Raw genomic sequence first — 16,157 nt, 5'->3', positions numbered from 1 at the left:
TGAGGAGATCGACAGAAAGCCTAAGAGACTGAGGACGCAGCACCGATATGCCATCAGTGCCGCATCGGGGTGCCATCAACCGAACAGCTGATAGACCTTGGCACCCTGGTTGGAGCGGACGAGATTGCTGAGCTCGCTGGCCACCTGGTCGCGCTGCTGGGCGCAGGATTCGGTCAGACGACGGTAGACGTCGATCAGGGCCTCCAGTTGCGTGCGCAGGCCCTCCTCGATATCGGCGCAATCGAGCATGGCGACGTTCACCTGATCGCGGCACTGGCGGTCGAGCTGGCTCACGCTCTCCCAGTCCTGGCTCTCGAAGGCGGAGACCAGGGCCAGGCGGGTTTCTTCGATCTGCTTGAGCATGATGTGGCTCATGTTGCTCTCCTACTCAGGGCGCAATGGCATCCCAGCCGGACTTCACTTCACGCAACAGGCCGGCCACCTCGGTGAGCACCGCCGGGTCGTTGGCTTTGTTGGCGTGGATGAGGCGCGCGATCATGTATTCGTAGAGGCGGTCGAGGTTGGCCGCGACTTCGCCACCGCGAGACGGGTCCAGCGCCTCGCGAAGGCCGCCGATGATACCGATGGATTTGCTGATCAGCTCGCCTTTCAGCGGTCCCTGCTCGCGCATCATCGCACCCTGGGCCTGCGCCATGCGTTCGAGGCCGCCTTCCATCAGCATCTGGATCAAACGATGCGGGCTGGCGTCAGACACCTGAGCCTGCACGTTCACCTGCTGATACTGCTTCATGGCCAACATCGCTCTCATTTCGCAACTCCTCGTGAACCGGTGTTTCTTCGATATCCATAATATCGGCTGGTTTCACGGGAGCTTTAAGCCTTCTGCTGAGCATTTTTCGTCATTAAGACGCGAGCGGACCAAACCTCGGGCTCGGTCAGTTCTTCTTGACCAGGCCAGGCAAGGCGTCGAGCTGCGAAGCGAGGTTGTCGCTGGTGCCCTGCATCTGCGCCAGTAACGAGTCCAGGGTGGTGAACTGCTTGTACAGACGGGTCTGCAGCGCGGTCATGCGCAGGTCCAGCGCTTTCTGCTGGTTGTCGACGCCCTTGATGGTGTCGCGCAGCACCGAACTGCGCTGCTCGATGACGCCACCAGAGTCGGTGTACGGCTTGGCCTTGGCGGTCATGCGCGCAGCCAGGCCGTTGTCACCGGTGAAGAAGTCGGCGATGCCCTGGTAGTCGGAGGCGATGGCCGCATCCAGCTTGGCGGAGTTTAGGTCCAGGGTGCCGTCCTGCTTGGTGGTGATGCCCAAGGATGCCAGCGCCTTGACCGAGCCATCGCTGCTGCTCGGGGTGACCAGTTCGCTGCGCATGGAGTTCAACAGTGCGCGTGCGGTGGAGTCGCCGGCCAGCGCGGCAACCACCGGGTCGCTGCCTTCCACGGGGGTGACCTTGGTCAGCGAGCTGATGGCGGAGGCCATCTTGTTGTACGCGGTGACGAAGTTCTGCACGTTGGTCTTGACCGCGCTGCTGTTCTGCCCGACGGTCAGCGTCAAGGGTTTGAGCGCCTCGGTCTCACCGGTGAGATTGAGCGTGATGCCATCGATCGCGGTGGTGACGGTATTGGAGTCACTGACCACGCTCAGGCCGTCCACCGTCAACTTGGCGCTCTGGGCGGTGGACAGTGTCTTGCCGGCCTTGGCCACGGCCGCGTCGTACTCGGCGGTCGAGCCGAAGTCGGAAGGATTCAGGGTCGGGCCGGGGAAGTTCAGCTTGCTCAGGTCGGTTTTGCTGCCCGAGGTGCTGGTGCCGGTCAGGGTGATGTCTTTGCCGTCCCCCATCTTGCTGCTGCTCAGCACCAGGCGCGAACCCTGGCTGTCAGTCACGATGGTGGCGCTGATGCCCTTGTCCGCACCCTGCTTGTTGATGGCGTCACGGATACCGGAAAGGGTGTTGTTGGTGCTGTCGACAGCGATGGTCAGCGCATCGCCACCCCCGATCTTGATGTCCAGCGAACCTTCGTTGAAGGCCGTGGTAGCCCCGGTGCTGAAGGCCGCCGAAGCGATCTTGCTGCCTGCAGCCAACTGGGTGATGTTGATCTTGTAGCTGCCGGAAACCGCACTCGGGGTCGCGGTGGCGTTCAGCGCCGCGGTGTTGGACGAAGTCGCAGTCCGCGCCAGAAAACTGGTGGGGCTGTTGAGCAACGCCATGGCGCTCTGGAATTCACTGACGGCGCTCTTGAGGGAGCCGAGGGCGGTGAGCTTGGTCGTGGATTTCGACTCCAGGGTATCGAGCTGGTTCTGCTTGGGCGCACGGGCGTTGGCCACCAGCGCTTTCACAGTGGTATCGATATCGATGAGTCCAGATCCAACAGTACCGATGGTGGTAGCCATCTCACACCTCCGTCAAAAAAACGTCCCGAGTTCCCTTCCAGGGAACGATCAAGAGTTTGGTACTCAAGAAACGTACCAACTCAAGCCTTGGCCTCGAACATCAGACTGCGGATGTCTTCCAGCCGTTCAGCGAGCTTCAGCAATTCCTCGGAAGGAATCTGCCGGATCAGCTTGCCCGAATCGGTATCGATGACCTTCACCACGACTTCGCCACTGGAGTCATCGACGTTGAAATCCAGCCCGCGCTTGACGGTCTGGACGAAGGACTGGATATCAGCGACAGCGGATTCCAGGTTGCCCCCCTGCGCCTGGGACTGCTGGGACTGGGCGTCCGCTTCAGCGCTGCTGACCGCAGTGCTTGCCGGAGCCACCTTCCTGGCAGCCTCCTGGCCGGGCGTTACGCTGGCGACGGGGTCCTTGGCCAACCTGGGCAGGGCACCGACCGACGTAATGTTCGAGATATCCATTTTTCATACCTCACAATGGCCAAATGGGAGGAAGGGTCATCCCCTTCCCCCCATTGTTGCTGGGCGCTCTTCCTGCGTTATTGCAGCAGGCTGAGAACCGACTGCGGCAGCTGGTTCGCCTGGGCCAGGATCGCAGTACCGGCCTGTTGCAGAACCTGGTTCTTGGACAGGGTCGCAGTTTCAGCTGCGAAGTCGGTGTCCTTGATCCGGCTACGAGCAGAAGAGGCGTTCTCGGAGATGTTCTGCAGGTTCGATACGGTGTTATCGAAGCGGTTCTGCACAGCACCGAGGTCGGCACGCTGGGAGTCGATCGCTGCCAGGGCGCTGTCTACCACTGCCAGGGCGCGCTGAGCACCGTCGGCGGTGGAGATATCGACGTTGGCAACGGTGTTCAGGGTCGACGAACTGGTGCTGAACACCTGGGTGGTATCGCCGGTCACCGCGAAGGATACCGGGGAATCCAGCTGCACGTAACCGAAGGCCTTGCCGCCAGTCGCCGCCACATCCGTCGCGCCGCCGTAGGTACCGTCGTTGCCCTGAGCGGCCACGTCGATGGTGCCTGCGGAGCTACCGGTAGCAGCACCGAACTCGATCGTCTCACCAGTCGCGGAGGTGATGGTGATCTTGTCGTTCTGCTGGTCGAAGTTGGCGGTGAGGCCAAGCTTACCGGCGTTGGAGTTGATCTGGTTGGCCAGGTCTTCGTTGGAGGTCACACCTACCATCTGCACGGTGTTGGAACCAACGGTCAGGTTGAACGAGGCTGCACCGGAGGTGAAGTTGACGTCGGCCTGAATCACGGTACGGGCGCTGGCGGAGAGGCCGGCGATCGAGCCGTCGAACTTCTGGGCGATGCTCTTCGCGCTGTCGGTCGCGGCGAGGGTCACGTCCTTGGTCTGGCCGTTGCCGACCACGGTGACGGTGCCGGAGGCGAACGCACCACCGCTACCCGCAACCACGCTACCGGCCACGGTGGTACCGGATGCCGAGGCACCGGCCGCGGAAGTGGAAGCACCACCACCGACCTGGTAGGAACCCAGCTTGGCGGAGGACGCATCCTTCAGGGTCACGTCGATGGTCTGGTAGGCGTCGGAGCCGACCTGGAAGCTGGTGGTACCGAAAGTGCCGTCCAGCAGCTTGCGACCACCGAAGGTGGTGGTTTCAGCGATACGGGACAGTTCGGCCTGCTGCGCGGTCACTTCTTTCTGCAGGGCGGCGCGGTCGGCGTCGCTGTTCGAGCCGCTGGCTGCCTGGATGGACAGGTCGCGGATACGCTGCAGGATGTTGGTGGACTGCTGCAGTGCACCTTCAGCGGTCTGCGCCAGGGAGATACCGTCGTTGGCGTTGCGGGTCGCCTGGTTCAGGCCGCTGATCTGGTTGGTCAGACGGTTGGAGATCTGCAGGCCGGCGGCATCGTCCTTGGCGCTGTTGATACGGCTACCGGTGGAGAGACGCTGCAGCGAGGTATTCAGCGAATTGGACGATGCGTTCAGGTTGCGCTGAGTGTTGAGCGAAGCAATGTTGGTATTGACTGTAAGTGCCATTTGGCGTCTCCCGAAGTACCTAGTATTTACCTGAGCTTTGCGACCTTCAGGACCTGCTGCTCAGGTGCCCCTAGAATTCGCATTCGAACTGTTTATCGGCGCTTGCCGGTGGAGCTTTAGGAGAAATTTGAAATTTTTTCTCTTTGGGCTTGCCGCGCAGCCGCGAACAGTGTTCGTACTCCTGTTATCGGCAGGCGTAGCGAAGGTTTAGCCTTTTGCCACGCCGTTCGTCGGTGAGCGCCAGGACGGTCAATCCGGCAACCAGGCGGCGCGCCAGCGCACCAGGTTCTCCCCGTCCAGCATCCAGTTCCCCAGCACCTGGGCACGCAAGGTGTCGCCGGCGGCGGCGGTGGCCTTGAGGTCGCTCAAATGCATGCGGATGGCGTCCACCCAATCCTTGAAGCGGTTCTTCACCCGGGTCGCCGTGAGGTCGCCGCGGTAGCAGAGCACGTCGCTGCAGATCACCGGGAAGCCACAGGCGCCGTATTCCAGCAGGCGCAGGTTGCTCTTGCAGTCGTTGAACAGGTTCTGCTCCAGCGGCGCCAGGGCAAGGTCCAGGTCCAGACTGGCCAGCTTGGCCGGATACAACTCGATCGGCACGCCGATATGGAATTCGTGCACGTAGGGCCGGAGCTTCTCCGGGCACATGCCGAAGAACACCCACTCCACCTCCCCCGCCAGTTCACGGACCACATCGGCGATCAGCTCCAGGTCACCCTGGTGGCTGCTGCCACCCGCCCAGCCAACCCGGGGCTTGCTGCCACGGCGGCGCCGGCTGCGCAGATTGCTCCACCAGGGCAACGGCAGGCAGTTCGGCACCACGCGGATATCGCTGTGCAGGTCGGCGAAGGCCTCGGCCAGCGGCGCGGTGGAAACGACGAAGCGATCGGTGAGCGCCACCGCCTGGCGCAATGACTTGAGCACATCGCGCGGCATGGTTTCCCGGTGCGCGCTCTTGAGCGGCAGGTTGGGCAGGTAGTCATCCAGTTCGTAGACGCGGAATGCCCCGGACAGCGCCTTCACTTCGCGCATGCCCTCGATCTGCGGGTCCATGATCTGCCGCTGGAACACCACCGTCTGTGCACCGAAGCGCTCCAGCTCCACGGGCGTCAGGTGGGTGCCGCTGAACGTACCCTCCACCAGGCCCGCCTCACGCAGCGCCTCCAGTGGCTGGCGAATCCGGTAGTGGCCGCAGCCGGTGGCGTCCGCCGGGTAGCAGAGCACCTGGGGCAGCAGCGGATGACGCACGCGCCGCGTGCCGTATTCAAAACCGAAGCCGTGGCCGGACAGAGACAGGTTGGCGTTGTAGGCCGGGTCGCGGGCCAGCACCGGCAGCCAGCGCTGCAGCATCTGCTCGCGCTCGGCCTTGAGCGCGGCCTGGCGTGCCAGGGCGCCGTCGATGGCCAGCACCGGCAGGTCGATGCCGTCGCGCATCACCACGCAATCGGGGGTCCACACGTTGAGCAGCCCGGACGCGCGGATGCGCAGGCACAGATCGACATCGCCATAGAAGGCACCGAGGCGTTCCGCGTCCATGCCGTCCACCGCGATGAACGCCTCGCGCCGCACCATCATGCAGGCCGAGCCCACCGCGCTGTAGTTCTGGGGAACCTGCAAACGGTTCATATAGCCGGCGGCATCGCCCGGTTCGCCGACGAAGGTGCGCCCCGCCACCTCGTGCAGGCCGAGGATGATCCCCGCCTGCTCGATGCAGCCCATGGCATCCAGCACCTTGGCGCCAACCACCCCCACCTCGGGCCGCAGCGCGTGGTTGAGCAGTTGCTCCAGCCAGTCCTCGTGCACGATGCGCACATCGTGGCTGAGCAGCAGCAGGTAGTCGGACTCCACCGACATCGCCACCGCGTTGACCATCGCCGAATAATTCAGCTCGCCAGCGAAGCGCCAGACCTTCACCTGCTCGCTGTCCAGCGCCTCGACGCCATCCAGCCACTGGCGGGTCGCCGGCTCCTGGCTCTCGCAATCCACCAGCAGCAGCTCGTAATGACCGTAACGGGTCTTCTCCAGCAAGCTATCCACGCAGCGCTGCAGCAGCGACAGGTGGTCACGCACCGCCACTACTATGGAGACCTTCGGCCCGACCTCGTGGCCGTAGTCGATGCGGTAGCGCCCCGGCAGGAAGCTCTCCACCCGCGCCTGGTAACCACGCTGTTCGAGGTGGCGTTCGATGGCCACCTGCTCCACCGGGTTGGCACGCAACTGCGGCACCCGGCTGGTGAGCAGCACCTCGTCGACATGTTCCAGGCCCACCAGGCCGTCCCGCTCCACCAGGCGCAGGATGAACTCCAGCTCCATGGCGTCGGCGAAGATCGGGTCGAAGCCGCCCTCGGTCCGGAATACGTCGGCGCGGATGAACCAGTAGCGGCACAGGCTGAGGGGGAAGCTGAGCAGCAGGTCGAGGTTGAAGTCCGGCTTGAAGCAGGCCCCGCGCGCGCCCAGCTCGGTCAGCTGGAATTCATCGGCATAGAGCGCGCGGCACTGCGGGTCGGAGGCGACCTTCTGGGCGATGGCGAGCAGGCCGGTGGAGGTGAACTCCACCCCGGCATCCACCACCAGCACCCAGTCCAGATCCGCGCCGGCCACCAGTTCGTTGATCGCCTCCACATGGCTGCCGTCCTGCACCAGCCGGGCGGGGATGTTCGCCTCACCGACGACTTCGGCATTGGCACTCACCAGCATCGGCACGAGTTCCGGGTAACGGCTTTCGGAGAGGCTGCCCACGGTGGTGATCACATCAGCCAGGCTGCCCTGGCGGTCCAGTATCACGACGCCCAGCTGTGGCGCCCGGGGGCTGTGGGCGGCGAGGTGATCAAGGATGATCCTCAGCGCATTGCCGGTCGGCGCGGCGGATTCCAACCAGTCCATCAACTGGTCGCTGGCCTGCAGGCGACGCGGTGCGGGCAACGCCAGCTGCGACATGAACGCCGCGATGGCCGCGGTGGAGCCCCGGGGCAACTGCTCGATGCAGGCATTGGCCCGCTCGAGCATGCGCTGCCGGTGCTCCGGGTCATCCAGCAGTCGACGGATGGCGGGCGCCAGCTCATTGCCGTCCACCGTGTCCACGCCCTGCCCCGGCACCAGGCCGGGGCCATAGAAGAAGCCGGTCTCGGTCATCAGGTTGAGTGCCGGCGTGCCCACCAGCATCGCCTCCACCTGCAGGCCGGAATCCACCGCCACCAGCACATCTGCCGACAGCAGGAACGGCAGCGGCGCGCCATCGGCGTACCGGTAGTCAGCGGCCGTGAGGCCGTACTCGGCGGCCAGCACGGCCACCTGCTCGGCGCCGAAACGGCCCTGGGGCCTGCGCCCCTTGATCACCACCTGCACGCCCTTGCCCAGGGTGCCGATCGCGCCGAGGTAGGCACGCAGCACCTGCTCGTCGATGTTCAGCTCCGGCGGCAGCGCATGCTCGGCCAGCAGGGTGGTACCCAGCACCACGATGGGCAGGGACGGGTCCAGGCCCAGCTCCGCGCACAGCGCTTCACGGCTGGCCTGGCGTTCGCCACGCACGGCGAAGAGGTCGTCGAACTGCGGCAGGCCCATCACCTGCAGGCGCTCGGTGTCGTAGCCGGCGTCGCCGTAAAGGCGGCGGCTGTCCTCGCTCCACACCACCATCCGGTCGGCGTTCTGCTGGTCGTGGACGGTGTAGGGGTAGCACAGGGTCGGGTTGTGCTCGACGTGCAGGCTGGGGATGCCCCGCGCCTTGCCCCAGGCCACCAGGGTCTTGGAGCCGAACATCCAGTCTTCGTTGACGGCGATCAGTTCGATTTCATAGAGGGTCGCCAGGCGATCCAGCGCGTCCACCAGGGCGAAGGACACCGGCAGCGTGCGGGTGGCGACGTCCTGCAGGGTGCGCACCCAGTCTTCCCAGGTCAGGCCGGCAGCCTCGAGCTGCGGCTGGATGCCCTGGCGCACGGTATCGCTGAAGGGCAGCGCGGCCCGCTCATTGAAGGTTTCGGTGGTGGCGGTGACCATGCTTTCCAGCAGTGAGTCGATGAGCACCACGTCGCTACCGTGGCGTTCCAGCATGCTTTCGAATTCGGGGGTGACGCAGCCCTGGAAGGTCAGGACGGTACGGGGGCCGTAATCGGCCAGGTATTGCTCCAGCAATGGAACGTTCTTGGTCCAGAGCTGGGTAATGATCGCGCGCAAGGGCTGGGACATGGGTATCACTCGTCCGTGAAGGCGTGGAACAGCGAATCGAGCATGCGCGGGAAGGCCGGGTAATCCAGCACGCCTTGCAGTTCGACGCCGCGATACAGGTAGGCAGCGCGGACCTCCGGCTGCTGCTGCCAGGCGAGCAGGCACTCCAGCGCCACGAAGTCGGTGTGGTACTTGCGGTGCCAGCGCGTGAAGTGCGCCCAGTGCTCCGCCCCGAGCAACGTCTCGAGGTCGGGCAGCTCGGCCAGCGGCGTGGGCCGGGCCCCTTCGCGGAAGAACCAGAGGATGAACAGGAAGAAGCGGTTGCGCGGCCGCGCCAGGTGCGGCTGCAGTTGCTGCGCCAGGGCCTCGCTGTCGAGCGCCGGGCCACTGGGCAGGGATTCGAGGAACGCCAGGAAATCGCCGAAGGCGGCATCGCTTTCGCGGTAGCCCAGCCAGCGTTGCCAGAGCACGGGCCAGTAGCCGCACGGCTGCTCGGGGTCGAACCCGCTGAAGCCGGTGGGCAGCAACTTGCGCCACACGGGCTTGCCTTGCATCGAGGGGGGGAGCACGAGTCCGACCATAACCTACCTGTCTGGAAGCGGTTCAGGCGGCACGGCGGGCGTCCCGACCTGAACGGAAAATTGACGTATCCCGCGCTGCAGCAAGATTCACACCAGCAAGTTGACACCTGCCTGGCGCGCGAGGCTCTGCAGAGCGGCCGGATAGCTGAAGCCATCCATGAAAAGGTAGCCCGGCCGGCCACGGATGAAGTCGATGTAGCGGCGTGCATGATCGTTGTTGCGCGATGCCATGAAGAACACCGCGTACTTTTCCTGGCCTTCCGGCACCGGCTGCACCGGCCAGCAGGCCTTGTGATCGAGGCGGGTGTTGAAGATGACCATGTCCCCCGCCTCGCTCAGCACGCGCAGGCCCTTCTGGCTCTCCTCGTACCAGCGCATGTCCACCCGGTGGGAACCCGGGATCACCTCCAGGCCGCCCCCGTGCTCGGGCGTGTTGGCCTGGAGATAGAAGGCGATCTGCACGATGTCGCAATCCGGCTCCCATTGGAACCGGTGCCCGGCCTTCTGCTGGGAGTCGGTGTCCTTGTGCCAGGTTCCATAGCCCTTGCGGTGCAGCGCCGACTCCGGCAGGAGCGCGAAGTCCTCGCCCAGGAGGATCTTCAGCACGGCGAGGATCTCGCTGTCGAAGATCGCCTTCCATACCGAGGGATAGCGGCTGAACACATCGATGCGGATGTCGCCCAGCCCGGGGTTGTCGTAGATGTCGCCGGCATAGCGCGGCTCCCGCTCGAACAGCACCGCCATGTCCTTGCGCAGCCGTTGCGCCACCTCCGGCGAAAGCAACTGCTTGATCAGGGCGAAGCCGTTGTCCTGGTAGGTCTGGCGCAGGGCGCGGGCGAACTCCTCGTAGTCAGACATCGGCAGCGCCCGGCTTGCGGGCCATCACCCACATGTGGGAGGACATGCCGGCATCGGCGATGAAGCACTGGAAGGCAGCGCCCAGCTCGTCCCAGCGCTCGAACAGCACCTCGTGGAGGAAGGGCTCGAGCTGCCCTTCGCGCCCCTGGGCGGCGATGCCCTTGCGCACCAGCTCGGCATCCAGCTTGCCGGGGGTGATGCACTTCAGCGTGGCCAGGCCGTGGCGCTCCAGCAACAGCGGCAGCGAACGGGTATTGAAGTAGTTGAGGTGCTCGTGATCGACGCAGGGGCTGTCGGGGCCGAGTTGCTGCACGTCGAAGCCGGCGCCGTTGGGGCAGGTGAGGATCAGCACCCCGCCCGGGCGCAGCAGGCATTCGAGGCTGGCCACCACCTGGCCGGGGTCGAACAGGTGCTCGATGACCTCGAAGGCGACGATCAGGTCGAAGCGGCGGTCGGTCGTAGCGGCGAAATCCTCGACCCGCGACTCCACCACCTCGAAGCCCTGCTCGCGGCAGATGCCCGCCAGGTCGGGCGTGGGCTCGATGCCGACGATGTGCCGCCACAACCCGCGCCGCTGCATCTCGCTGCAGAAGGAGCCGTAGCCGGCGCCGATCTCCAGCATCTCGCCGAACGGCAGGCCGATTTCATGGCACAGCTCCAGCACCCGCTCCACGCGCGGCACGATCACCGACTGGTGGCGGGCGGCGGCGGACGCCGGGTAGATGTGCCGCGCCCAATAGGCGTAGTTCTCGCTGCTGCGGTAGAAGTCGCCGAGCAGCGCCTCCCCCGGTCTCGGGTTGACGTAGAAGGTGGTGCAGGCCTGGCAGTCCTGGTAGCGGAAGCCGTTCTTCTCGAACTTGAAGCGCGCATCAACGGAGCCGCACGCCGGGCAGGCCGCCTCGACGAACTCGTCGTTGCGTGCCAGCAGCATGGCGATGTCGCGCAGCAGGGCCACGCGCTGCCCCGCCTGCAGGCGGGAAGGCCGGATGTCGTCTTCTTTCATGTCCCCTCCTCCCGGTGCTCAGTTGGCCCGACGGTATTTCTGCTGCTGGTCTTCCGGCAGGTGCACCGGCCCGTAGGCGCTGGCTTCGCCCCAGATATTGTCCTTCCACCACTGGCCATCCTCGATCCACCAGACGCGCGGCGAGCGGAAGGTGTCGGCCACTTCCCAGAACTCGCGCTCGCTCAGGCCCACGTAGTCCAGCCAGTGCTGCAGGTCGCTGGACACCACGTGGTCCATCTTGCGCACGATCTCCACGCCTTCCTCGCGGGTCATGTAGCCGGCGCGGATATCCTTGGAGGCGTGGTCGGAGGCCCGGCCGTAGCCGAACTTGATGAACTTGAGCAGGTCGTGCACGCCGTTCTCGTAGCGGTCGTCCAGGTTCGACATCTGCCGGTAGGTGCGCTCGAAGGGCTTGTCCGCCATCTTCCAGCCGTAGTTCTCGTGCACCAGGCGCGTGTGCTGGTTGGCGTCCCAGGGGAAGAAGTTGCCGATGTAGATGCCACGCACGTTCGACTTGAGGATCTCTGCATCGCTGGGGTAGCGCGCCCAGAGCAGGTCCTTCTCGCGCAGCGGCTCGGCCGGGTCGTCCAGCATGTCGTGCCACTCGAAGCCGCGCAGGGCGTGCTCATGACGGACCCGCGCGCTGAATTCGACGTAGTCGTCCGGGTCGAACATCCCGGAAATGTCCCAGGCGGTCTCGCCCCAGATGATCAGCGGAATGTCGAACTTCACCGCCACCTGGATGGGGTAGGTCATGATCCCGCAGTGGGCGTGCCAGTTCATGTCACCCATCTTGCGGAAGCACAGGCGGTTGAGGCGCTTGAGCACCTCCACGCTGGGGCCGAAGACCATGTGGTCGGCATCGAACACATGGCGCATGCGGTCGCGGTTGTAGTCGCCTTCGGGCAGGTAGTTGTTGCCGTGGTAGGTCACCAGCAGCGGCTTGAGGCCGTACTGGGCGGCGATCACATGGGCCTGGTAGTAACTGTCCTTGCCACCGCTGACGGGGATGATGCAGTCGTAATTGTCGTTGCGCTTGCCGGCACCGGTCTCCTCCAGCACCCGCTCGAAGCGCTTGCGACGCTCATCCCAGAATGACTCGGGGAGCTGGGCGAACTGCTCCGCCACCTGGCAGGCCGAACAGACCCCCTGCTCGTCCAGCATCAGGTTGACACTGGCCCTCGGGTACACGCAGCGGCTGCAATATTCCACGGAACTCTCCTAGAGACTCAGCAATTGCGGGCTGCGTACGTTGAGCCCGCGATCGAATAGATATTTGCGCGCCAGATAGACGCTCTGGTCGGTGTAATGAAAGACGTTGGCGGCGGCCACGGCGTCCACCCCGGTCTGCTCCAGGGCCTGGGCCAGGTGCTCCCACTCACCCACGCCGCCCAGGGCGATCACCGGGATGCTCACCTGCCGGCAGACGATATCCAGCAGTTGCAGATCGTAGCCCTGGCGGGCGCCGTCGCGTTCGATGGAGTTGATCATCACCTCGCCAGCACCGCGCGCCTGCAGCTCGCTCGCCCAATCGGCCACGAAGCGTTCGGTGGGGCGCTTGCCGCCTTCGGCGAACACCCGGTAACCACCCTCCTCCCGGGCCACGTCCACGGACACGACTATGCACTGGGAGCCGTACTCGCGGCTGGCTGCCTCGATCAGGCCGGGGTCATCCAGGGCGGCGGTGTTGAGCGTCACCTTGTCGGCGCCGGTGGCCAGGCGCCGGGCGATATCGTCGAGGCTGCGGATGCGGCCACCCAGGGTGATGGGCATGAAGGAGGCCCGCGCCACCTCGGCGACGATGGCATCGATGTCGCGCAGGTTGCCGCCACCCAGGTCATCGCGGCCCATGTCGTAATGGTCGTCGCGGCTGATGTCGAGGTAGATCAGCTCGTCCGCTGCCCAGTCGCTCAGGCGCTTGACCGCCGCCGAGGGGTTGCCCAGCACCTGGTGACGGGTGAAGCGCTTGCTCTGCACCAGCTGGCCATTCTTCAGCAGCAGGACGGGGATCAGGCGTTTCTTCTTCATGCCAGCTCCAGAAAGTTCTTCAGCAGCTGGGCGCCGGCACGCTGGCTCTTCTCCGGGTGGAACTGCACGCCCAGCACGTTATCCCGGCCGATGACCGCAGCGAAGCGGCTGCCGTACTCCACCGTGGCGATGACGTCGCCCGGCTCCACCGCCTGGAAGGCGTAGCTGTGCACGAAATAGAAGTCCGGCGTGCTTTCCAGCCCGGCCAGCAAGGGGTGCGGCCGCGCCTCGCGGATATCGTTCCAGCCCACGTGGGGCAGCGGCAGCCCGGGGGCCTCCAGGCGCTCCACCCGGCCGGGAATCCAGCCCAGCCCAGCGGTGGCACCGAACTCCATGCCCTCGTCGCTGAGCACCTGCATGCCCACGCAGATGCCGAGGAAGGGCTTGCCCTGGGTGAAGACCGCCTCACGCACGGCCTCCATCGGCAGGCTGCGCTGGATGCGCGCCATGGCCGCCCCGTAGGCACCCACGCCGGGCAGCACCAGGTGGGTGGCAGCGGCGATGACCGCCGGGGCGTTGGACACCTGGGTCTCCGCCAGGGTGGCGAACAGGTTGGCGACCGAGCGCACGTTGCCCGAGCCGTAGTCGAGGATGCACACCCGCGTCATCGGGGAGCGTCCCTCAGGTGGCGCAGGGCCAGTGGCTGGCCGCGCTTGAGCGGCTCGCCGGCGACACTGCCCAGCACCTGCTCCAGGTACTTGGGCGGCAAGCCCAGCCCGGGGCGGATGGCGCGCACGTTGGCTTCGCTGAAGGCCTCGCCGGCGGCCATGTCGCGCACCACATAGAGCGAACGGCGGAACACCAGCGACTTGCGCTCGGCGGCCGTGGGCCCGTAGCTCACACCGCCCAGTGCCTGCCAGGCGCGCTCGGTTTCGGCGACCAAGGCGGCCAGCTCGTCCGGCTCCAGGGAGAAGGTCGAATCCACGCCACCATCGGCGCGGCTCAGGGTGAAGTGCTTTTCGATCACGCTGGCGCCCAGGGCCACCGCCGCCACCGAAGCGCCGACGCCCAGGGTGTGGTCGCTCAGGCCGATCTCGCAGCCGAACAGCTCGCGCATGTGCGGAATGCTGCGCAGGTTGGTGTTGCTCGGGCTGGCCGGGTAGGTGCTGGTGCACTTGAGCAGGATCAGCTGTTCGCACCCCGCGCCCCGCGCCGCCTCCACGCACTCCTGGATTTCCGCCAGGGAGGCCATGCCGGTGGAAACGATGAGCGGCTTGCCGGTCGCCGCCACGCGGCGGATCAGCGGCAGGTCGACGTTCTCGAAGCTGGCGATCTTGTAGGCCGGCACATCGAGGGATTCGAGGAAATCCACTGCCGTCGCATCGAAGGGCGTGGAGAACGCCAGCATGCCCAGCTCGGCGGCACGACGGAAGATCGGCTCGTGCCATTCCCAGGGCGTGTGCGCCTCGCCATAGAGGCGGTACAGAGAGGTACCGGTCCAGGGGCTGTCGGGGTCACCGATATGGAACTCGCCCTCGTCCAGGTCCAGCGTCATGGTATCGGGGGTGTAGGTCTGCAGCTTCAGGGCATGGGCCCCGGCCTTGGCAGCGGCCTCCACCAGCGCCAGCGCACGGTCGAGCGATTGGTTGTGGTTGCCGCTCATTTCGGCGATCACGAACGGCGGCGCGTCGCGCCCTATCGCCCGCGTGCCGATATGCAGGGTGCTCATGGGTTTTCTCCCGGCAAGGGTCGACGGAAAAGACAGTGTTCCTGCTGGTACCCGGCGCGGGCGAACAGCGCCAGGGAGGCGGCATTGTCGGGACGCACCTGCGCCTCGACAACCCCGAGGTCGGGCCAGTGGGCACGCAGGGCTTTCTCGCCGGCGGCCAGCAGGTGGTGGCCCCAGCCGACGCCAGCGCGGCCGGGGAGCAGGTAGATGGACACCTCCGCGGTGTCGGGGCGCGACTCCAGGCGGTCATAGCGCAGCACGCCGACCGGGCCGTCCGCCAGTTCGGCCACCAGCAGCCAACGCCGCTCGGATGCCAGCACGCCCTCCAGCCAGTGCAGATGCCCCTCCCAGGACACCGGCTCGCGGCTGAGCGAGGCCTGGCGCACCGGCTCGGCATTGCGCCCCTCGAACAGCAGCCGTGCATCGGCGAGGGATGCCGGGCGCAGCGTCAGCGCCGGAGCCAACAGGGCGCAGAGCACTCGCCCCACGCCCATGCCGTCCACCAGGGCGCGTGAGCGCGCGGCGAGGCTGCGGCGCAAGCCGAGGTTGCCGGCCAGCACCTGCACGGCGGCGCACAGGTCAGCGGCCGTTACAGCGGAGGACTCGCCCAGGTAGAGATGGGCACCCGCCTCGGCCAGGGCCTCGGCATTGGGCCGCTGGTTCTCGGCCAGGGCGATGCACAGGGTCGGGATGCCGAGTACGGCACGCTCCCCAACTGGTCGCCCCGCCCGCGCCGATGCACAGGTCGGCGCGCCGCAGCAGCTCGGCGAAATCATTCAGGTGACGGTGCAGCCGCCAGTTCGGCTGGCCCTCGCAACGCGAGACGAGCTCGTCCCAGGCCGGGTTGGCAGCCCCGGCGACGAAATCCACCTCCAGCGCCGGCAATCCCTGCAATGCCTCCATGGCCTTGAGCGTCTCCCCGGTGGGATCGACGCCACCGAAACTCACCACGACCCGGCGTGCCTCGCCGGCCAGTTCGATGGGCCCACCGAAGAACTCAGGGCGCAACAGGGCGAAGCGCGTCCCCAACAGCGATTGGCACGGCGCGGGCAGGCGCCCGGCATAGGCCCGGTTCGAGGCGGTGAGGTTCTGGTCCAGCAGCAGGTCGGCATCGTGGTCGCGGTTGGCGAGGTCATCGATGACCATCACCTGGCGCGCCCGTGCACGGACCGCACGCTGCCAGTCGGCCCCCAGCCCGTAGTGATCGACGATGCACCAGTCGAAGGTTCCGGCGCCGTCCAGCGCGACCCATAGCGCGGCGATATCCGCCGCCCAGGGCAAGGGCGCCTCCGCGCTCTGCCGCAGGTCGCCCCCCGGCAGCGCGCAGGTGGAGAACCCTCTGTCGACGATCAGCTGCAGGGCATTGCCCGGCTCGGCGGCACAGGCGAACACGACCTCGCAGCCGTTATCGCGCAGGGCGTCCGCCAGGGTCAGGCAGCGCATGACATGCCCGAAACCGATACGCAGCGACGCATCCGCGCGGATCAGCACGCGCATC

The 16,157-nt window shown here is 66.0% G+C and carries 13 protein-coding genes and 1 pseudogene; all 14 read right to left on the bottom strand.

Going from position 1 to position 16,157, the window contains the following annotated elements:
* Positions 1 to 75: 75 nt before the first annotated feature.
* Positions 76 to 375, bottom strand: coding sequence for a flagellar protein FliT (gene fliT / locus ACXI0U_RS07720; protein WP_184488937.1), 300 nt, complete (start codon positions 373 to 375; stop codon positions 76 to 78).
* Positions 376 to 388: 13 nt separating this feature from the next.
* Positions 389 to 769, bottom strand: a complete 381-nt coding sequence (fliS, locus tag ACXI0U_RS07715; RefSeq protein ID WP_031288165.1) for a flagellar export chaperone FliS — start codon at positions 767 to 769, stop codon at positions 389 to 391.
* A 127-nt stretch (positions 770 to 896) separates the two neighbouring features.
* Positions 897 to 2,351 carry a flagellar filament capping protein FliD gene (gene fliD / locus ACXI0U_RS07710; RefSeq protein ID WP_431484001.1) on the bottom strand — a complete coding sequence of 485 codons (1,455 nt, stop codon included), beginning with the start codon at positions 2,349 to 2,351 and terminating at the stop codon, positions 897 to 899.
* Between the two features lie 80 nt (positions 2,352 to 2,431).
* Positions 2,432 to 2,818 carry a flagellar protein FlaG gene (locus ACXI0U_RS07705; RefSeq protein WP_021220603.1) on the bottom strand — a complete coding sequence of 129 codons (387 nt, stop codon included), beginning with the start codon at positions 2,816 to 2,818 and terminating at the stop codon, positions 2,432 to 2,434.
* A gap of 77 nt (positions 2,819 to 2,895) precedes the next feature.
* The gene (locus ACXI0U_RS07700) at positions 2,896 to 4,359 is read right to left on the bottom strand and encodes a flagellin (RefSeq protein ID WP_431484000.1); all 1,464 of its coding nucleotides are present in this window, start codon (positions 4,357 to 4,359) and stop codon (positions 2,896 to 2,898) included.
* Positions 4,360 to 4,608: 249 nt separating this feature from the next.
* On the bottom strand, positions 4,609 to 8,541 hold the full coding sequence (locus ACXI0U_RS07695; protein WP_021220605.1) for a glycosyltransferase: 3,933 nt from the start codon (positions 8,539 to 8,541) through the stop codon (positions 4,609 to 4,611).
* 5 nt (positions 8,542 to 8,546) lie between these two features.
* Positions 8,547 to 9,059 carry a hypothetical protein gene (locus tag ACXI0U_RS07690; protein WP_148304322.1) on the bottom strand — a complete coding sequence of 171 codons (513 nt, stop codon included), beginning with the start codon at positions 9,057 to 9,059 and terminating at the stop codon, positions 8,547 to 8,549.
* Positions 9,060 to 9,188: 129 nt separating this feature from the next.
* Complete coding sequence (locus tag ACXI0U_RS07685; RefSeq protein WP_021220607.1) at positions 9,189 to 9,959, bottom strand: phytanoyl-CoA dioxygenase family protein; 771 nt, start codon at positions 9,957 to 9,959, stop codon at positions 9,189 to 9,191.
* Complete coding sequence (locus ACXI0U_RS07680; protein WP_431483999.1) at positions 9,952 to 10,962, bottom strand: class I SAM-dependent methyltransferase; 1,011 nt, start codon at positions 10,960 to 10,962, stop codon at positions 9,952 to 9,954. Before ACXI0U_RS07680 ends, ACXI0U_RS07685 begins: the two co-directional genes overlap by 8 nt.
* A gap of 18 nt (positions 10,963 to 10,980) precedes the next feature.
* Positions 10,981 to 12,174, bottom strand: a complete 1,194-nt coding sequence (locus ACXI0U_RS07675; RefSeq protein WP_374981535.1) for an N-acetyl sugar amidotransferase — start codon at positions 12,172 to 12,174, stop codon at positions 10,981 to 10,983.
* Between the two features lie 9 nt (positions 12,175 to 12,183).
* Positions 12,184 to 12,990: an imidazole glycerol phosphate synthase subunit HisF gene (gene hisF / locus ACXI0U_RS07670; RefSeq protein ID WP_184488943.1), complete on the bottom strand. Its 807-nt coding sequence runs from the start codon at positions 12,988 to 12,990 to the stop codon at positions 12,184 to 12,186.
* The gene (hisH, locus tag ACXI0U_RS07665) at positions 12,987 to 13,598 is read right to left on the bottom strand and encodes an imidazole glycerol phosphate synthase subunit HisH (RefSeq protein WP_479549978.1); all 612 of its coding nucleotides are present in this window, start codon (positions 13,596 to 13,598) and stop codon (positions 12,987 to 12,989) included. Before hisH ends, hisF begins: the two co-directional genes overlap by 4 nt.
* A complete protein-coding gene (pseI, locus tag ACXI0U_RS07660) occupies positions 13,595 to 14,659 on the bottom strand; it encodes a pseudaminic acid synthase (RefSeq protein ID WP_184488945.1) in 1,065 nt (354 codons plus the stop codon). The genes hisH and pseI overlap by 4 nt, the downstream gene beginning before the upstream one ends.
* A pseudogene (gene pseG / locus ACXI0U_RS07655) lies at positions 14,656 to 16,156 on the bottom strand (UDP-2,4-diacetamido-2,4,6-trideoxy-beta-L-altropyranose hydrolase). Before pseG ends, pseI begins: the two are co-directional and overlap by 4 nt.
* Position 16,157 lies beyond the last annotated feature (1 nt).

Source organism: Pseudomonas sp. C9D1, from assembly GCF_056491235.1.
The sequence above is the reverse complement of the archived record's forward strand: the minus strand, read 5'-3'. Positions and strand labels throughout refer to the sequence as shown.